Consider the following 15,263-nt stretch of genomic DNA (forward strand, 5'->3'; position numbering starts at 1 on the left):
CGTCCGGAAGCGTCAGGGGCGCCCGCTGAAACTCCACGTCCCGTGCGGCGCGAGGTACACCGCGTAGCCCTGTTCCATACGCACGAACTCAGTGCCCTGGGGCGCCTGGGCCGCCTTGCGTGCCGCGGCGGGCACATGGACCTCGGCCGTCGCGCCCACCGGCACCCGCACCGTCAGGCGCACCGTCTCGTCGACACGTGACCAGGACACCTCCGCCGGCCCCCGGACGGTGTGGAACTCGGTGCGCGCCCAGCTGACGCCCGTGCGCGCGTCGGGCCGCACGGTGAACGTCCGGTATCCCTCGTCGCCGGGACGCAGCCCCGCCACGTTCTCGTACAGCCACTGGACCACGGTGCCCTGGAAGTAGTGGTCGCGTGAGCGTGAGTCGAGCGGCCACATCTCCCACATGGTGTCCGCGCCGTTGTCGAACCAGTGGCCCCAACTCGGGTACGTCCGCTGGGTGGCGATGGCGTGGGCCACGTCGGAGTGGCCGTGCGCGCTCAGGCAGCGGAGCAGCACACTGGTGCCGAGGCAGCCGGTGTTGAGGTGGTTGCCCCGCTTCTTGATGTCTTCGAGGAGCGAAGCCGTGACGCTCGCCCGTGCGCCGGGCGGGACCAGGCCGAAGGCCAGCGGGATGCAGTTGTTGGTCTGCCGGTACTCGGGGTCCTTGGCCGTGCGGTAGTGGCCATCGGGGGCGAGGAACGTCGCGTTGAGGCTCTTCTTCAGCTCTTCGGCGGTATCGAGGAAGCGCCGTCGGACATCGTTGTCACCCGCTACGCGTGCCATCTCGGCGGTGTCGGTGAGCGCCCGGTGCAGATAGGCGGTCGCGGTGAGCCGGGTGTCCTCGGGCGGGTTGCCGCCGTAGCCGGGCGAGAGATAGTCGCCGAGCGCCGTGACCGCGAGACCGTCCTTCAAGCGGTCGATCTCCCAGTCCAAGTACCGCACCAGAGTGGGCAGATGGGTAACGATGACACGCTCGTCGCCATAGACCCGGTACATCTCGCGCACCAGGAACGGGTAGACCGTGGTCCACTCCGGGGACGGGCCGAGGTCCCCGTACCCCCAGCCTCCGCTCGGCACGATCACCGGAAGCTGGCCGTCCTTGTTCTGGCTGTCCCGCAGGTCGCCCAGCCACTTGCTCAGGAACCGGTGCATGCCGAGGGCGTACATCATGACGGGCGCACCGACCTGCGCGTCGCCCGTCCAACCGTTCTTCTCGTACATCGGTGTGTCGGTGGGGATGCCGTGCAGGTTGTTCTGGATCGTGCGCCGCATGGCCTGTTCGAGCCGCTCGTAGAAGGGCTCGGAGCACGTGAACGTGCCCGTGTCGTCGACGGGCGAGTGCACCAGGCGGCCGAGTACGTCATCGGGGTCGGGCTTACCCGGCAGCCCGCTGATCTGGACATAGCGAAAACCCTTGTACGAGAAGCGGGGTTCCCACACCTCGTCGGCGCCGCCACCCGCGCAGATGTACTCGTCGGTCTGGAAGCGCCCGGGCACGTGGCCCGTCTCGGCGTGCACGCTTCCGTCGTCCTTGAGCTTCTCGCCGTGCGCGAGCCGTACGAGGGTGCCCGCGTCGGCCCGCACGCGCAGGCACGTCCACCCCGCCATGGTGCGTCCCATGTCGACGATCCAGTCGTCGCCGTGCGCCTTCACCGCCACGGGCCGCACGGTGTCGATGACCTCGATCGCGTCGTGCGGCTGCGCGCGCAGCTCTCCCTTCGGCGGATCACGCCGCACGGGCTTCTTCCAGTCGCTGTCGTCGAAGCCCGGCTCGGTCCAGTCCTCGGGGTTCTCGCGGGCATCGTACGTCTCGCCCGCGTAGAGGGAGTTGGTACGGGTCGGCCCCTCCGTGATCCGCCATGAGCCGTCCGTGGCGACGGTGGTCCGGGAACCGTCCGGGTGATCGATCTCGAGCTGGCCGAGGAGTTGGGGTTCCCCGTGCCACGGGGGCTTGTGCCAGTTCCATACGTTGGGCGTCGTCATGCCGTAGAAGCCGCGCCCGAGCGTGACGCCGATGGCGTTGGAACCCCGGCGGACCTGGTCCGTCACGTCGTGCACGGCATAGAACACCGTCTCCTCGTAATCCGTGAATCCCGGGTCGAGCACCTGGCGACCGACCCGGCTGCCATTGATGTGGGCCTCGTAATAGGCGAGCCCGCTGATGTAGAGGCGGGCGCGCGTCACGGGTTTGCGGACGCTGAACTCGCGGCGCAGCAACGGCGCGGGCTGCTCGGCCGCCGGAACCTGCGCGTCACTCCCCCACGGTCCCTCACCGAACGGCGCGAGCACCTTCGCTTCGGGCCACCCGCCGTCGTCGAAGTCCGCCCCCTGCCAGCCCTCCTGCTCCGACTCCGCGCATCTCCATCCGCCCCCGGTCACCAACTCGTGGGTGCCGCTGCCGGATTCGACAAGCAGGCGAACGAGCAGACCACCGGGGTTGACCGAAGCGCTGCCCCGGTTCGTCGCACGAGCGGCGACCACCACGCGCCGACCCGCGCCTCGTACGCGCTCGGTCACGTCGGCGAGACGGGCGGACCGCCAGCCGTCGGTCTGCTCAGGGGCGTGCAGTACCTCACCGCCGTCCACGTAGAGGGTGAAGTCGTCGTCGGCGGTGGCCACGACCTGGGCGGCGGACACGTCGACCCCCTCGGGCAGTTCGAGCACGCCACGGAACCATCTCGCTCCCGCCGGTGCGTCCTCGGCGGTGGAACCCGGCGACCAGATCCATGACGCCTCATCGAAGCCCAGCGGCTTCGGCGCGGCGTCCGCGCCGATCCAGTGCCCCCGCCAGGCGTCCTTCGCCAGTGCTGTCTCCCACCAGCGCGAGGCGCTCCAGGCCGATGCCCTGCCGTCGGCGTCCCAGACCCGCACCTGCCAGTGGTAACGGGTGCGGGATTTCAACGCGGGTCCCCTGTAGGGGATTTGGAGGGTACGCGGGGAGGAGACGCGGCCGGAGTCCCACACCTTCTTGGCGTCCTTGTCGCCCGCGGCAGCTGTCGGGCCGAGCCAGACCCTGATCTGATACGCGCTCTGCCGGGCGCCATGGCCCGGCGCCGACAGCTCCCAACTCAGCCTCGGCTCCGCGACATCCGTACCGAGGACGGAGGTCGCGTACTCGACCGTGGTGCGCTCCACTCTCAGCGCCCCTGCCTCCTCCCCTTGGTCCCCGTGCTCGTCCGCACCGGCTGGGCCCACAGCCTGGCTCAGCCCGATGACGCCCGCGCCGGCACCGCCCGCGGAAGTCCTCAGGAAGGCCCGCCGGTTCCACGCACTGCCGCGCGTTGTCTCACGCTCTTCGCTCATCGCACGTCCCTTGGATGATGAATCCGAGTGCCCACAAAGGTAAATGAAACGTTTCATTCACGCCCCGGCAAGCCTAGGTCGACCACTGCGGGCAACTCAAGAGGTGTGCACGGGCGGCCATCCGGCACTGACGACCCGTCACGTAGGGGTACGGGCAGTCTGGTTCAGCGGCACAGAGCCGCGTCCACGACCTTGTCGACACGCTTTCTGCCTGCCTCGTCGCCGAGTTGCATGGTCACGGCGACGTTGGCGGCACGGCCGTCATCAGTGGCTCCGCCCCGGGTCTCGTACCCCGGGAAGCTGCCGCCGTGGCCCCAGTACAGGCCGCCGCCGCAGGCAAGCGGCTTGCTCACGAGCCCCAGGCCGTAGCGGGCGCCGGGGCCGAAGGTGTCTTCGGCGGGGAGGGTCGAGCCGCGCATCTCGGCGAGCTGGGCCGGTGCGAGGAGGCGGCCGCGGTCGGACAGAAGCTCGGAGTAGAACCGGTTGAGGTCGGAGTTGGTGGAGACCAACGCGCCCGCGGCCCACCCCCAGGAAGGGTCGATTTCCGTGATGTCCCGCAGAGGCGCGTCGGCCGACTCCCGGTAGTAGCCGTGGGGGTGGGGCTCTCGGATGGTGGCGTCGCCGGGGGCGGGGAAGTAGGTGTGGCGCAGACCGATGCGTTTGATGATGCGTCGGTCCATCTCCTCGGCGAGGGAGCGCTCGGTGACCTTCTCGACGATCAGGCCGGCCAGGACGTAATTCGTGTTGCTGTACGCCCACTTCTCCCCGGGGGCGAAGTCGGCCTTGTGCTGGAGAGCGATGTCGAGGAGCTCGCGGGGTTCGAAGTAACGGACGTCATCCCCGAGGTAGTTGCTGTAGTTGGGCAGTCCGCTGTTCTGCTGGAGGAGCTGGCGGACCTTGATGCGGCCCCCGTCGATCCCATCGCCTCGCACGAGACCCGGGAGATAGGTGTCGACCGGGGCGTCGAGGCGGATCTTGCCTTCGCGGACCAGTTGCAGCACGACCACGGCGGTGAACGTCTTGGTGTTGCTGCCGATCCGCACCTGACCGTCTCTGGGCACCTTCGAGCCGGTGGCCACATCGCCCACCCCCGCGGTGTAGGTGCGGGTGCGGCCCTCGCGGTCCTGGGCACTGGCCAGCGCGGCGGGCACGTCGTCGGAGCGCACCAGCGTGTTCACGCCCTGCTGGACGGTGTCCGGCCTGGCGGCCGCGGATGCCGCGGGCGGCGCGACGGCGCCCAGCGTCATGACGCCGACGACCATCGCTGCCGCGGCCGGGACGGCTCTGCGCGGACCGCTCTGCCACCCGGGACGCAGACCGCCTTGCTGCCTGGAAGAACGGGTCCTCTGCCCTACCTGCTCACGCATGAGCCAACTCCTACGGAATCTTGGAAACCATCGGCATATGCCGGTCCCAGCATTTCCGTAGGCGCCCGCCCGGGACGATCCTGCTGGCCGCCCTGCTCCGGGTAGGGCTAGCCCCAGGTGCGCCCGTCCGGTGGGGCGGGCGCGGGGAAGCCCGGCGCTTTTGCTCAGCCCGCGATCGAGTCCAGTTGCTCGGCCGCAGGGCGCAGCGCCCACAGGTCCCCGCCGGGTGGCGTCTCCAGCTCGGGGACTGCCTTGCGCGCCGCGGCGTCCCCGGCGTCGGCCGCCGCGTGCACGACATCGCTCGCGGCGAACCGGTGGAACTCCAGCTCGGGGTGCGGCCACGGTGCTGCCCCCGTGGCGGCGGGCAGAAGATAGCCGACGGCCTTGAACAGGCTCTGCCCGTCGGGGCCTTGGTGCGACCAGAGGTCCACGCCCACGTGCCGGCCGATGGCGGCGAGCCGGGTGTAGGCGACCAGGTCGAAGGTGGAGTAGTGCCAGCTGCGTGTCCGGGCGAGCTCCTGCGGCTGGCTGCCGTCGCCCGCGATCTGGGGGTCGATGCGGCGGGCACCGGCGTCCAGGACGGTGCGGCGGGCGAGCGTCGTGTCGCCGGTGGCGTAGGCGAGAGCGGCGACCTGCATGTCGTAGAACGTGCCGTGATTGTTCTGCGCGGCACTCTCCTGCTTCCCGAACTCGCTGTGGACGAGCCAGCCGAGGAAGTCCTTGTTCCACTTCGTCATCGCCGAACGGTCGCTCTTCGACCAGCCGGGCGCACCTGTGCCCAGGATCGCGACCGCGTCCACGACGCTCGTGTACGACTGCGAGAAGTCGATGATGCCGATGGCCCGGCCGTCGTACTTGCAGGGGATGAACTGCGCGTGGTCCAGGTTCGGGTTCATCTTCGTCGCCGGATCGAGGAACCAGGTGCGCAGCACCGAAGCGGCCTTCTCGGCATACCGCTTCTTGCCCGTGTAGTACCAGGCCAGGGTGAGGTCGTACGTCGAGTCGAAGACCTTCTCCACGTCCTGGCGGTCGGTCCCGGTGTCGACCTCGGGATTGCGCTGCCCGTCGCGCTGTTCGTACGGGCAGCCCCACGGGTTGTCGGCGGTCGGCGACTGCGTGGGCCACCAGTAAGGCGCCTGGCTCAGGTAGTCGTGCACGTCACCGCCGGGCGCGGGCTTCGGCTTGTCGACGACCGTCCAGGGCCCCTGGCCGATCCACGCGTCGGCGCGGGCCGTCAAGTTCCGCACCGACCGCTTCAGTTGGGGGTCGCCGCGGTCCAGGCGGAGCTTGGTCTGCTGGAGCCGCTTGCCGTCGAGCACGGCGGTTCGCGGGGCGGCCTCGCGGGCGGAGGCGGCTCCGACCGGCATCAGCACGGAGGCGAGGGCCGCCGCCGCGGTGAGCAAGGCTGCGAACCGCACCCGGGATCTTGCGCGCATCACACACTCCAGTCAACGGGTAAGCCTTGTAAGGGAGTTCAGGGTTCCAGTTCAGGGATATGAACAACGTTCGCCATCTGGACTGGGAGAGCGTAGAACCCGCAGGGTCGACAGGCAACGGGCGCGACAGGACGGCTTATGCGCGCCCTCGCACTTCTCCCTTTAGGACAGCGTCTGGCCTATAGGCGTCATAGCGTGGTCCTTGACCGGCGGGACAGGAACATCGGAAGGCGGAAACCATGGCTTCGAACGAGCTGACCACCACCCCCGACCAGGCAGAAACTCCGGCCGTCACCGGCGAGCGCGCCGAATGGCTGGACGCGCTGGCCAAGCACCGGCACTTCCTGCGCTTCACGGCCCGCGATCTCACCGACGAGCAGGCAGGGCTGCGGACCACCGCCAGCGCATTGTGCATCGGCGGCCTGATCAAGCACGTCGCCGAGGTTGAGAAGGCCTGGGTGAACTTCATCCTGGACGGCCCTTCGACGATGGGGGATTTCACGTCCATGACCGAGGACGACTGGGCCAGCCGGGATGACGGGTTCCGGATGCTGCCGGGCGAAACGCTGGACGGCGTACTGGCCGACTATGAAGAGGTGGCCCGCCGAACGGACGAACTGGTCGCCACTCTGCCGGACTTGGACGTCACGTGGCCGTTGCCGAAGGCTCCGTGGTTCGAGTCCGATGCACAGTGGTCGGCCCGCCGGGTACTGATGCACATCGTCACCGAGACCGCCCAGCACTCCGGCCACGCCGACATCATCCGCGAGTCCTTGGACGGCGCGACGAGCATGGCCTGAGGCAGGCTCATTGACTAAATTTTCAGGAACGTAGGGATCTTCAGGACGTGAGGATCTACTGCTCCCGCAGCAGCGCCAGCTCGGCGGCGATGGCACCGCGCATCAGGTCGCGCGCGTGGTCGATCCGCAGTCCGCCGCTGAGCCAGCGCATGCTGAGCCCTTCGAGCAGTGCGGTGAGTCGCTCTCCCGCCGCGGCCAGGGCGGGCGCCGGGGCCGTCGGCCGCACCTGACCGATGAGGGCCGCCACCTCCTGCACCCACACCAGGGTGGCCCTGGCGAGGTCCTCCCGCAGCACCTCGTCGAAGACGGCGCTCGCCCGCAGCTCGCCCCAGGCGGTGCTGTTCTCCCTGACCACCTGGGTGTCCTGCAGTTCCAGGAGGAGGGTCTCCTCCAGTTCCGCACGCGGAGTCAGCGGTTCGGCGTCCGCGGCGCGGCCGGTGGTGTAGCGCTCGGCACGGTCGTTGATGAACTCGAGCGTGTGGCGCAGGATCCCGGTGCGGTCCTTGAAGTGGTAGTAGATCAACCCGGTCGAGACGCCCGCCTCTGCGGCGAGTTCTTCGACACGCAGGCCGCGGACGCCGCGACGGGCGATGAGCCGCGCGGCCGCTTCGAGGATCTGAGTAGTGCGGGACGCCATGGATCCGAACCCTACCGGCCTTCCCCCGGCTCGGTGATCTCGGGCTCTCGCCGTCTTTGACTGAATTTTCAGTTTGTGTCAGAGTCGAGGCAACGAGCGGCCCCATCGCGATGATCGGAGTTCACCGTGTCCCCCCTCCTCCCGCCTCTTCGATCTCGTCCGTCCCTCCCCTCCCGCCGCTCAGCCCTGCGCGCACTCGCCGGGATCGGCACAGCCGTGCTCGGGGCCTCGGCGTGCGGGCCCGGCGACGAGCTGGCGGCGGCCGGCGACACGGAGACCGCGGGACTGCGCATGGGCGCCGAGTGGGAGAGCCACGCGCGCACCTTCATGTCGTGGCCCGCCCTGGCGTCGGTGTGGGGCGAGGACCTCCCCTACATGCGCGAGGACATCGCGCGCGTCGCCCGCACCATCGCGGAGTACGAGTACGTGGTGATGCTGGCCGGGCCCGACCAGCAGAAGGCCGCCCAGAAGGCCTGCGGGCGGGATGTCGAGGTGATCCCGCTGGTCGTCGACGACCTGTGGGCCCGCGACACCGTGCCCGTGTTCGTGGAGCAGGACGGCGACGTCGTCGGTGTCGACTTCAACTTCAACGGGTGGGGCGACAAGCAGGAGCACACGCACGACGCCCGTGTGGGCCGCACCCTCCTGTCGAAGTACGAGATCCCTCGCAGGAAGGCTCCCCTGGTCGCCGAGGGCGGCGCCTTCGAGACCGACGGCCGGGGCACGCTCCTCATCACCGAGAGCTCGATCGTCAACGACAACCGCAACCCCACAAAGAGCCGGGATCAGGTCGAGGCCGAGCTCAAGCGGACGCTGGGCATCAAGAAGGTGATCTGGCTGGCCGGTGTGCGCGGCGAGGACATCACCGACGCGCACGTGGACAGCCTCGTGCGCTTCACCGCACCCGGTGTGGTGCTCCTTGACCGCGCTGCACCCGGCACGCCCGCCGACTCCTGGTCGCGCGCGGCCGACCAGGCGAAGGCCGTGCTCAGCAAGGCGACGGACGCCAGGGGCCGGCCCTTCGAGATCATCGATCTGCCGCAGCCCGACCTGGACAGGATCACTGGTGAGGGCGACGACTTCGTGTCGACGTACGCCAACTTCTACGTCGCCAACGACTCCGTGTTCATACCCAGGTTCGGGGACCGGAAGGCCGACGACCGCGCCCGGAGCATCCTGCGGGAGCACTTCCCCGAGCGCGACGTCGTGCCGGTCCGGATCGACGCCATCGCCTCCGGTGGCGGCGGCATCCACTGCTCCACGCACGATCAGCCCGGCAGGCCGGTCGGCTGACGCAGGACCTGGGAGGTGGCATCAGCACCACCCGGGGCCCGGGTCTCAGACCTCCTGCCCCACGGCCCGGTTCGGCGCAGGCTTGTTCCCGTCACCAGAGAACTGCGACGGGAACGGGGAGACATGATGACCAGTCATACGCGACGGAGGATTCTCCAAGGGGCGGCCCTCTCGGCGGCGGGCAGCGTGGTCGGCGGTTACGGGCTCGGCCACGACGCGGCGGCGCAGGACGGCCGGGTCGGTGACCAGGGCATGGGCGGCAAGAAGCCACTCCCGTTCCTGGAGGGCGCGTTCGCGCCCGTCACCGAGGAGTTGACCGCGTTCGACCTGAGGGTGACCGGCCGCGTGCCACGCGACCTGGACGGGCGTTTTCTGCGCACAGGCCCGAACGCGCTCGGCCTCGAGGACCCGCGGGCGCACCACTGGATGCTGGGCGACGGCATGGTGCACGGGGTGCGGCTACGCGGCGGACGTGCCGAGTGGTACCGCAACCGGTGGGTGCGCTCCTCGCAGGTGGCGAAGAAGCTGGGCGAGCCGTATCCGGGCGATGCTTCGCCGGACGACTTCGCGTGCAACACGCACGTCATCGGGTACAAGGGGCGGATCCTGGCGCTCCAGGAGGGCGGGCCGCTGCCGTACGAGCTGGACGGCGAGCTCGGCACGGTGCGCCCGTGCGACTTCCGCTCCACACTGCGGGGCGCGTTCACCGCGCACACCAAGTACGACGCGGCAGCGGACGAGTTGCACGCGGTGGCGTACTACCCGACCTGGGACCATGTGCGGCACATCATGATCGACGGGACCGGGCGGGTGGCCCGGACCACCAGGATTCCGGTCGCGGACGCGCCGATGATGCACGACTTCGCCCTCACCCAGAAGTACGTGGTGATCGTGGACGTTCCGATCACGTTCGACGCGGCGGCCGCCGAGGCGGGGGCCAAGGTGCCCTACATCTGGAACGACCACCACCCCATGCGCGTCGGGATCGTGCCGCGGGCCGGAGGCGCCGCCCGCTGGTTCGAGGTCGACCCGGTGTACTACTCGCACACCCTCAACGCGTACGACCAGGGCGACACGGTGGTGGTGGAGTACACCGGCATGCCGGCCCCGTTCCACGCGGCAGGGCGGGGCAGCGGCGGGCCTTCCGCAACCGGCACGCCGACGCTCGACCGCTGGACGGTGGACCTGCGCACCGGCAAGGTCCGCAGCACCCGCATCGACGATCTGCCGCAGGAGTTCCCTCGCGTCAACGAATCCCTGGTCTCCCGCAGGCACCGCTACGGGTACACGGCGAGCGCGGCCGAGATGTGGCGGGCGTACGAGACGGTCGACGGGGCTGTGCCGGACGACAAGTTCACCAACTGCCTGGTGAAACACGACATGTTGCGCGGCAGCAAGCAGGTGGTCCGCTTCCCGAAGGGCGCGGCGGCGAGCGAGCCGGTGTTCGTGCCGCGCCGGGGCGCGCGCGGCGAGGACGACGGCTACGTCCTCGCCTACGTGAACGACCCCGAGCGCGGAGCGACCGACCTCGTGATCCTCTCGGCCCAGGACTTCACCGGCCACCCACTGGCCCGAATCCACCTTCCGGGCCGGGTGCCGCTGGGCTTCCACGGAAGCTGGGTGGGTGCGTGACGGTGTACCCGTGGGCCGCGACAGGGATCCATCGCGGCGCCTCAGCCCTCAGGCGGTCGGCGCCGCGATGGCTTGGAGCCCTCTCTCAGGAGTTCCGCGCGGACCTCAGTTGCCGCCCGCGCCGATCTCGGCGCCCACCGCGGCCAGTGCGGTGGTCACGGGCTGGAAGAAGGTCTCGCCGCCCGCGGTGCAGTCGCCGCTGCCGCCCGACGTGAGGCCGATCGCGCTTCCGTCAGCGGTGAACAACGAGCCGCCGCTGTCCCCCGGTTCGGCACAGACGTCAGTCTGGATGAGCCCGCTGACGGTGCCTTCCGGGTAGTTCACCGTGGCGTTGAGGCCGGTGACCGTGCCGGACTGGAGGCCGGTGGTGCTGCCCATGCGGGACACCTCCTGCCCGACCGCGGCCTCGGCGGCCTGCACGATCTCCGTGGTCTGGCCGTCGCCCGTGTTGACCGTGCTCGGGGCCTCCGTCGCCGGATCGTCGTACGTGACCAGGGCGAAGTCGCCGTCCCCCGGGAACGTCGCGGCCTGCACGGTGCCGATGGCCGCGCCGTCCTGGGCGTCCGACCAGCTGTCGGTGGCCACTCCGCAGTGCCCCGCGGTCAGGAAGCCGGGGCTGCCGTCCTCGGTCGTCACGTTGAAGCCGAGCGAACAGCGTGCGCCGCCTCCGAAGATGGCGTCACCGCCTGCGGCGAAGGGCTTGAACTCTCCTGCGGACTTCTGGATGCGGGCCATTCCCGAGCCGAGTGACTTGACGGTCGACTCGAGCTTGTCCCAGCGTTCGCCGGTGACGGTGCGGTCGGCCGTGACCACGACCTGGTTGGTCCTGGGGTCCGTGGCCCACGCGGTCCCGGCCATGGTGGCCCGGCTCGCCAACGTCTGGGTGGCGGAGCCGAGTTCGCCCGCGCTGTTGTCGACGCTCCGCGCCACCGCTCCGGCCTTTCTCACCTCGACGTTCACCGCGTTGTCGCTGCCCACGACATTGACGACGAGCTGCTGCTTCGCCTCGTCGTAGTACGCCCCGGCGTAGGCGTCGCCGAGCTGCGAGGCCAACGGCTCGACCAGCTTGGTCGCCGAGGCCGCGCTGAGGTTCCTGGCGGCGGACCCTGAGGCGGTCTCCGACCCGGACTGCGAGGCGTTGGCCTGCTGCAGCAGGACGGCCGTCGCGACCATGCCCATGGCCGCGGCCCCTGCCAGAACGGCCTTTCGCTTGGGTATTCGCTTGTGCCTCAACTCGTCGCCTCCTGTGGGGGATACCGATTGCGATCACCGACCGAGGCCGGGGACATGTCCGGTCCTAGATACGGGAGCGACGAGGGTTGCGTTCATCGATGACCGCGGTGAGCCGTGCCACAGCGACCAGTGGCTCAGGGCTTGTTGACGTCCGGCAGCGGCGGGGCCGCCGTACCGGCCGCCAGCAGACGCTCCGCCAGCGCGCGGCAGCGTTCACCGAGCTCCGGAGGGTCGAGCACCTCGAAGTCGTGCCCCAGCAGGAGCACATGCATGAGCACGGCGTCCAGGCGCTCGGCGCCGCTGAGCACCTCGCAGTGCTCGCTCCCCCGCGGTCGTACGACCGCCGCCGACGCCGGAATCTGCGCCCGCACCGTGTCGGCCGGCGCGTGCACGAGGAAGCGTGCCCGGTGCGGGTAGACCCGACTGGCCACGCCTTCCTGTACGTACGTTGCCGCGTCGGGCGCCTCGCGCGGGCGGAAGCGGAAGGTCCGGGCGGCCGGGTCGGTCATCCGGTCGACACGGAAGCTGCGCCAGTCGTCGCGATCGAGGTCGTAGGCGAGGAGGTACCAGCGGCGGTCGGAGGCGACCAGGCGGTAGGGCTCGACCCGCCGCCGTCGCACTTCGCCCTTGGACGGGTAGTCGAAGCCGGCCTCGACCTCGTCGCGGCACGCTCTGGCCAACGTCACGAGCACATCGGGATCGACGGGCGTGCGACCTGTGCCGAAGAACTCCACCGAGTCCGAGAGCGCGCGCACCTCGTGCCGCAGCCGCGCGGGCAGCACCTGGTCGAGCTTGGACAGCGCCCGGAGGGCGGCCTCACCCGCACCGGCTACCGCGCCTCCCGCGCCGGCGAGCAGCGAGACCGCGGTGGCGATCGCCTCCTGGTCGTCGAGGAGCAGCGGCGGCAGGTCACGCCCCGGGCCGAGTCGGTAGCCACCGCCGACTCCCTGGCCCGCATACACCGGACAGCCCAGCGTGCGCAGCCGCGCGACATCACGTCGTACGGTGCGCGGCGTCACCCGGAGCCGCCCGGCGAGTTCGGGACCGGTCCACACCTGGCGTTGCTGCAGCAGCCCGAGCAGCGTGAGCACCCGCTCCGTCGTACCCAGCTCGTCGTCGCGCGGCCCGTCCATGGTGCGCAGCCTGCCAGACATAGCGGACCGATCCTGTCCGCCACGGGTGCAACGGTGGCTCCATGGCCGCAGACGCAGTCAACTGGAACCGGACGCTGTGTGAGCAGGGGGCCGGCCCGGGCGCGTGGCCTCGCAGACGCCGCCTCTTTGCGCAGCTGAATTCCGCTTACCCGAACGGAGCAATCCGATGAGCCGCGACATCCAAGTCACCTTCGACGCCCATGACCCGCGAGCGCTGTCGTCCTTCTGGCGCGACGTGTTGGGCTACGTCCATCCCGGCCCGCCCGGAGTCGACCTGGCGGAGGGCGCCGACGCCCTCGCGGCGTGGGACGAGTTCCTCGCGCGGATGGGCGTGCCGGAGGATCAGCGCAACACGAAGTCGGCCATCGAGGACCCGGCGGGAGACGGCCCACGCGTGTTCTTCCAGCAGGTCCCGGAGGACAAGGTCGCCAAGAACCGCGTCCACCTCGACGTCCGTGCGGCTCCCGGACTCGAGTCAGCGGAGCGCATGGCGGCCCTGGAGGCCGAGTGCGAACGCCTCGTCGCGTTGGGGGCGAAACGGCTGCGCCGCGAAGAGCCCGCTCCCCCGATGAGCGCCGGCTTCATCGTGATGACGGACCCGGAGGGCAACGAGTTCTGCCTGGACTGATTTCGCCCCGTCGTGACCGTGCGTGACGACTGGACGGGCGGGGTCTCCGTGTCCCGCTTACGTTGAACGCAGAGGCCAACACCGTGTGTGAGTTCGGTGGGCGCTGTACCGACAAAGGAGTGGGCATGGCTGACAAGGGCGGCATGGACAAGATGAAGGGCAAGGCCAAGGAGATGACCGGCAAGGTCACGGGTGACCGCGGCAAGCAGGCCGAGGGCAAGGTGGACCAGGCGAAGGGCGAGGCCAAGAAGGCCATGGGCGACGCCCGCGACCGCGCCCAGGACACGCGGGACTCCATGAAGCGCCGCGACACCTGACCGGCTCCCCACAGCCGAAGCCGATGCCCCCGCACACTCCTGTGCGGGGGCTTCGGCCGTTCTGGACAGCTCCCGTACGGCCCGCCCCGGGGGCTCTAGGCCGCCACGATGAATCGGACCGGCTGCCACAGCGTGTCGGATGCGCAGGTTCCGCCTGCCGGGAGGGTGTGCGGCATCGTCGGCTGAGCTCGTACCCGCGCGGCACACCGCCCAGGTGCGACGCCTCGGAGAGCGGCGGCCGCGAAGGAGAGCAGATCTGGTGCGCGGTATGCGCGGAGCGAGAGCGGGTGCGCTCGCGGCGGTGCTGCTCACCGCCCCGAGCGGCTGCGGCAGCGTCCAGGAGCGCGAGGACTCCGCCTCCGCGGCGGCGCTGCGCTTCCAGGAGAACGTCCGTACGACGGACACCACGCGGGGCTGCGCGGCGCTGGCCCCCGGCACCCGCGACGAGCTGGAGCAGAACGCCGAACTGCCGTGCACACGCGTCCTGCCCGACGCGGGGCTGCCCAAGCCGGGCGCGGCGGACGAGGTGCGCGTCGTCGACGTGTACGGGCGTCAGGCCCGTGTCGTGACGGACCACGACACGCTCTTCCTGTCGTCCTTCCCCGGCGGATGGAAGGTCACGGCGGCCGGCTGCACCGAGCGTACGGGCATGCCGTATCAGTGTCTGATCAAAGGCGGTTGACGGGTGCGGGCGTTGTTCACGCTGTATCTCCTGGTGGTGACCGGGGGCCTTGCCTACTGCATCACGCTGGGGCTGATGCAGCGATGACGCGGGCCGGGCACTTTCTGCGCGACAACGGGCTGACCCTGGTGTTCGGCACGGGATTCGTCCTCACCCTGGTCGGCCAGGCGGTCGCCGGGCACGCCGACTTCAACAACCACCTGGTCGCCGAGCAACTGCAGCCGGTGAGCTTCGGGGGCTACCTCCTCACCTCCGACTTCGCTGTGGACGTGACGGAGAACTGGCAGTCCGAGTACCTGCAGTTCTTCCTCTACATCTTCGGCACGGTATGGCTGCTCCAGCGCGGGTCACCCGAGTCCAAACCGCTCGACAAGGCGGGTCTGGAGGCGGACGAGGACCAGAAGGTCGGCCGGCACGCGAAGCCGGACTCTCCGCGCTGGGCCGCGGCGGGCGGCGTACGCCAGGCCTGGTACTCCCGGTCCCTGGGCACGCTCATGTGCACGTTGTTCCTCTTCTGCTGGCTGGCCCAGTCCATCACCGGCGTGGCCGCGTACAACGAGGAGCATCTGCGGGAACTCCAGGCGCCGGTCAGCTGGTTCCAGTACCTGGGCGCCGCGGACTTCTGGAACCGCACTCTGCAGAACTGGCAGTCCGAACTCCTCGCCGTCGGGTCGATGGCCATCTTCTCCGTCTATCTGCGACAGCGCGGCTCACCGGAGTCAAAGCCGGTCGGCTCGTCCCACGACTCGACCGGCGTCGAAGGCGGCTGAAGCCGCGG

Annotated in this window: 13 protein-coding genes; 7 read left to right on the plus strand and 6 right to left on the minus strand. The window is 69.9% G+C overall.

Features of this window, described 5'->3' with window-relative positions:
- Positions 1-12: 12 nt before the first annotated feature.
- The 3 genes from ACZ5WE_RS08640 to ACZ5WE_RS08650 all read right to left on the minus strand — a co-directional run bounded on the left by ACZ5WE_RS08640 (position 13) and on the right by ACZ5WE_RS08650 (position 6,109).
- Positions 13-3,306: a family 78 glycoside hydrolase catalytic domain gene (locus ACZ5WE_RS08640; protein WP_467684438.1), complete on the minus strand. Its 3,294-nt coding sequence runs from the start codon at positions 3,304-3,306 to the stop codon at positions 13-15.
- A gap of 164 nt (positions 3,307-3,470) precedes the next feature.
- Entirely contained in the window at positions 3,471-4,673 is a 1,203-nt protein-coding gene (locus tag ACZ5WE_RS08645; RefSeq protein WP_467684436.1) for a serine hydrolase domain-containing protein, read from the minus strand.
- Between the two features lie 164 nt (positions 4,674-4,837).
- Positions 4,838-6,109: an alginate lyase family protein gene (locus tag ACZ5WE_RS08650; RefSeq protein WP_467684434.1), complete on the minus strand. Its 1,272-nt coding sequence runs from the start codon at positions 6,107-6,109 to the stop codon at positions 4,838-4,840.
- A gap of 239 nt (positions 6,110-6,348) precedes the next feature.
- Here ACZ5WE_RS08650 and ACZ5WE_RS08655 point away from each other — a divergent pair, with 239 nt between their 5' ends.
- The gene (locus ACZ5WE_RS08655; RefSeq protein WP_467684432.1) at positions 6,349-6,909 is read left to right on the plus strand and encodes a DinB family protein; all 561 of its coding nucleotides are present in this window, start codon (positions 6,349-6,351) and stop codon (positions 6,907-6,909) included.
- A 55-nt stretch (positions 6,910-6,964) separates the two neighbouring features.
- Here the strand turns inward: ACZ5WE_RS08655 and ACZ5WE_RS08660 are convergent, their stop codons facing one another.
- The gene (locus ACZ5WE_RS08660) at positions 6,965-7,546 is read right to left on the minus strand and encodes a TetR/AcrR family transcriptional regulator (protein WP_467684430.1); all 582 of its coding nucleotides are present in this window, start codon (positions 7,544-7,546) and stop codon (positions 6,965-6,967) included.
- A 126-nt stretch (positions 7,547-7,672) separates the two neighbouring features.
- On the opposite strand from ACZ5WE_RS08660, the gene ACZ5WE_RS08665 reads away from it, so the two are divergent.
- A complete protein-coding gene (locus ACZ5WE_RS08665; RefSeq protein WP_467684427.1) occupies positions 7,673-8,839 on the plus strand; it encodes an agmatine deiminase family protein in 1,167 nt (388 codons plus the stop codon).
- A 126-nt stretch (positions 8,840-8,965) separates the two neighbouring features.
- On the plus strand, positions 8,966-10,471 hold the full coding sequence (locus tag ACZ5WE_RS08670) for a carotenoid oxygenase family protein (protein ID WP_467685176.1): 1,506 nt from the start codon (positions 8,966-8,968) through the stop codon (positions 10,469-10,471).
- 105 nt (positions 10,472-10,576) lie between these two features.
- On the opposite strand, the gene ACZ5WE_RS08675 is transcribed toward ACZ5WE_RS08670, so the two are convergent.
- A complete protein-coding gene (locus ACZ5WE_RS08675; protein ID WP_467684425.1) occupies positions 10,577-11,704 on the minus strand; it encodes a S1 family peptidase in 1,128 nt (375 codons plus the stop codon).
- A gap of 134 nt (positions 11,705-11,838) precedes the next feature.
- Positions 11,839-12,858: a helix-turn-helix transcriptional regulator gene (locus tag ACZ5WE_RS08680; RefSeq protein WP_467684424.1), complete on the minus strand. Its 1,020-nt coding sequence runs from the start codon at positions 12,856-12,858 to the stop codon at positions 11,839-11,841.
- A gap of 166 nt (positions 12,859-13,024) precedes the next feature.
- Between ACZ5WE_RS08680 and ACZ5WE_RS08685 the strand changes: the two genes are divergently transcribed.
- The 4 genes from ACZ5WE_RS08685 to ACZ5WE_RS08700 all read left to right on the plus strand — a co-directional run bounded on the left by ACZ5WE_RS08685 (position 13,025) and on the right by ACZ5WE_RS08700 (position 15,255).
- Positions 13,025-13,486 (plus strand): VOC family protein, encoded by a 462-nt coding sequence (locus ACZ5WE_RS08685; RefSeq protein WP_467684422.1) that lies wholly within the window; start codon positions 13,025-13,027, stop codon positions 13,484-13,486.
- A gap of 125 nt (positions 13,487-13,611) precedes the next feature.
- A complete protein-coding gene (locus ACZ5WE_RS08690; protein WP_467684420.1) occupies positions 13,612-13,803 on the plus strand; it encodes a CsbD family protein in 192 nt (63 codons plus the stop codon).
- 268 nt (positions 13,804-14,071) lie between these two features.
- Complete coding sequence (locus ACZ5WE_RS08695; RefSeq protein ID WP_467684419.1) at positions 14,072-14,485, plus strand: hypothetical protein; 414 nt, start codon at positions 14,072-14,074, stop codon at positions 14,483-14,485.
- Between the two features lie 83 nt (positions 14,486-14,568).
- Positions 14,569-15,255, plus strand: coding sequence for a DUF6766 family protein (locus ACZ5WE_RS08700; RefSeq protein ID WP_467684417.1), 687 nt, complete (start codon positions 14,569-14,571; stop codon positions 15,253-15,255).
- The last annotated feature ends 8 nt before the right edge of the window (positions 15,256-15,263 follow it).

The sequence above is a fragment of the Streptomyces sp. NPDC033180 genome, from assembly GCF_055577645.1.